General features: G+C 33.6%; 3 protein-coding genes and 1 pseudogene. 2 read left to right on the top strand and 2 right to left on the bottom strand.

What is annotated here, in order from left to right:
- Positions 1-307: 307 nt before the first annotated feature.
- Both recR and OZD66_RS00965 read left to right on the top strand, forming a co-directional pair.
- Positions 308-907 carry a recombination mediator RecR gene (gene recR, locus OZD66_RS00970; RefSeq protein ID WP_375138230.1) on the top strand — a complete coding sequence of 200 codons (600 nt, stop codon included), beginning with the start codon at positions 308-310 and terminating at the stop codon, positions 905-907.
- A gap of 3 nt (positions 908-910) precedes the next feature.
- Positions 911-2131: a KAP family P-loop NTPase fold protein gene (locus OZD66_RS00965; protein WP_182367859.1), complete on the top strand. Its 1221-nt coding sequence runs from the start codon at positions 911-913 to the stop codon at positions 2129-2131.
- A gap of 45 nt (positions 2132-2176) precedes the next feature.
- Here OZD66_RS00965 and OZD66_RS00960 read toward each other — a convergent pair whose 3' ends face one another.
- The gene (locus OZD66_RS00960; protein WP_275021940.1) at positions 2177-2671 is read right to left on the bottom strand and encodes a hypothetical protein; all 495 of its coding nucleotides are present in this window, start codon (positions 2669-2671) and stop codon (positions 2177-2179) included.
- Positions 2668-2937: pseudogene (locus tag OZD66_RS00955) on the bottom strand (transposase); the annotation flags it as partial. The pseudogene OZD66_RS00955 and the gene OZD66_RS00960, both read right to left, overlap by 4 nt.

The following is a 2937-nucleotide window of genomic DNA, read 5'->3' as shown; positions in this document are numbered from 1 at the left end:
GTGTCGCATCAGCTTCACCCTCCCTGTGAGGTATTTTAGCTCTAATGCCTCACATCATAAAGATACAAGTGTCTGGGCACTGGGATGACAAAGGAGAGCTACTCGGATGATACCTTCTTCTACTTAGTTTGGGTTATGCAAGAAGTCTGTTATAATCAGGCTTTAAGTGTGCGGAAGTAATTTTTTGCGTTAGAGTAAAAAATTTTTTCTATAGCTAATCAAAGTGGATCAAGAGAAACTTACCACTTTCTTTACAAAGGGTTTGATGTTACCATTTGACTACCTATTCTGAATTTATTGGATGAACATTAACATAAAAAATCTAGTTCATGCTTTCTCTAAATTGCCAAGTTTAGGGCCATCATCATCACGCAGGTTAGTTATACATTTACTCCAAAACAAAGAAAAAGTTATGCTACCACTTGCATCTTTGATTAAAGAGCTAGCAGATCTTATAATAGAGTGTGAAGTTTGCGGAAATCTAGATACTAAGTCACCTTGTTCTATTTGTACTAACCCAAAACGTGACACTAAGTTACTGTGTGTAGTAGAAGAATTAGGTGATCTATGGGCGTTTGAAAAAGGAAATATATATTCAGGTTTATACCATGTTTTGGGTGGCAGATTGTCTGCAATAAATGGCATAGGTCCAAAAGAACTCAACCTTGACACTATTCTGAAAAGAGTGACAGAGTCTAAAATTGAAGAGATAATTATCACAATTAATCCGACATTAGAGGGCCAAGTTACTGCACAATATATAATTGAATTGCTAAAAAATTTGGATGTGAAAATATCACGCCTTGCTTGCGGCATACCAATGGGCGGAGAGATTGACTATCTTGATGAAGGAACGCTGAGGATAGCACTTACTTCAAGACAAGAATATGAGTTAAATATAAAATAAGACATGTGCTTAAAAAAACTTATATCGCTAATAACATTCAAAAAGAAAAAAATAGTGCCACCACTTAAAGTGGTGGCTTGGGAAAATGACCGCCTGAACTATAAGCAATTTTCAGGTAAATTCAACACTATAATTAAAACAATTGATCAGTCTTTTACAATAATATCTTTAGAAGGATATGATGGATGGGGCAAGACGTTTTTTTTGAAAGAATGGGTAAAAGAGTTAAAACAGCAAAATGAAATTGTAGCTTATTATAGTGCATGGGACATCAATGCATTGGACCAACCACTTCCTTCTTTTTTAAATTTTCTATTTGAAGATTTATTTGCATCGTATGAAGTAAAAAGAAGCGTTATACAACAGTTCAAGAACATAAACCAAGAGCTATTTTCTCTAAACACACTAGGAAAGCTGATCAGTAAATCTCCACTTGCTATGCTTTCAGTATTTCTTGATGCTGCAAAAGAGGCTGATAAAAAAGACATAGGTTTTGTCTTGAGTGAATTAAGTCTTCTCCAAAGAAGAAAAGAGAGTACTAGAGATTTCAAAATACAGTTAGCGGATGTGGTTAATAAAATCAGAAAAGACAAAAACATTTATATAATGGTGGATAATCTTGATGTGTGCCGTCCTAAATTCGTTGTCGATTTTTTGGAATCTATAAAGTATATGCTTGATGTGGAGGGGCTGGTTTTCATTATTTCTGTAAGTAAAGATAAGAGTAATGTACAAAGAGCAATCAGCACAATACTTGGACCAAATTTTGACCTAAAATCTTTTACTGATCTCTCTTTACATTTGCCAAAACAACCGATAGAAAAATTTACAAAAGAACTATTTGAAAATATTAAATTACCGAAAAAATCAAAAAGTTTAATTATAGATAGTTTTATATTTTATGCAGAAAGTCTATCACTATCGCTGAAAACAATAGAATACTGCGTGAAAAAAATAAAACTATGTCTTCTGAATTATATAAAGGAAGAATTACCTGATCCGAATTTGTTTTCATTTTTGGTAATACTGCAATCGATAAATATTGATATATATGAGGAATTAGGTTTTTCATATCAAACAGCATTGGAAAGAATTGAAAGTGAATATAAATCTTTAGTTCTAAATGGTCAAGAAGAATGGGAAAAACTTAAAACCTCTCTAGAAACTGCTTTTGCAGAGAGGGAGTCAAAAATTAACAAAGCTATAAAGGATATACTATTTTGAAAAGATACCCTACCTTTACATACACAAAGATAGGGTAACATTTGATTAACGCCCTTTTACTATGTCATTACCTTGTTCAAACTTTCTGATTAATTCGCTTACATTGACATCAGATAATTTTTTACCTGCAGATTTGTCATTATGTGAAGCATCAGGTTTACGAAGGTCTTCCTTACTGTTACTCCTAGTAATATTACATCTGACAATGTTTGAATTATTAGACTTATCGCTTACATCTGAAATATTGCTTTTTTCACTACATGAAGAGGAATTACTCGACATATCGCCTAAGCTAAAGAGCTTTTTACCTTGATAGATTGGATTCCAATCAAACGGATTATAAGCTTTAGCTTTTTTATCAAGAGTACTGCTACTAACATCACTGATACCACTATCCCCTGAATCATGGCGTTGTTTGTTAGGAGTGCTATGAATGTTGTCTTCCATGAGTTTTTGCATTGTTGAGTCAAATGTTCTTCCAAGATTGCTACTTACTGTTTTATTACTATAGCATTTCTCATAATAGTCCGAACAGGTCATAGGAAGGCAGAATCAACAGCACGACGAAAGGATTCGAATAGAGGAATGTTTTTCCTGGCTCTGTTTTTTATAGCAAACCAATGATGCTCAATTTTGTTGAAATCTGGAGAATAAGGCGGCAGATACAAAATTTCTGCACCAACCCCTTTAGCAAGCTTTATCAGACTTATGAAAAGTAGCATTGTCAAGAATGACAGTCTGTCCAGGTTCCAAGATCGGTGTCAAAAATTGCTCAAACCATCCATTAAAAACATCCATATTACAGT

The sequence above is a fragment of the Wolbachia endosymbiont of Drosophila baimaii genome (assembly GCF_028982185.1).
Taxonomy (GTDB): Bacteria; Pseudomonadota; Alphaproteobacteria; order Rickettsiales; family Anaplasmataceae; genus Wolbachia; species Wolbachia pipientis.
Note: the sequence above shows the minus strand (reverse complement) of the source record. Positions and strands in the feature narration are given on the sequence as shown.

Excerpts from the sequence above, each read along its gene's own strand:
- OZD66_RS00965 (WP_182367859.1), top strand. The coding sequence starts at position 911 with ATGTGCTTAAAAAAACTTATATCGCTAATAACATTCAAAAAGAAAAAA.
- OZD66_RS00960 (WP_275021940.1), bottom strand. The coding sequence starts at position 2,671 with ATGACCTGTTCGGACTATTATGAGAAATGCTATAGTAATAAAACAGTA.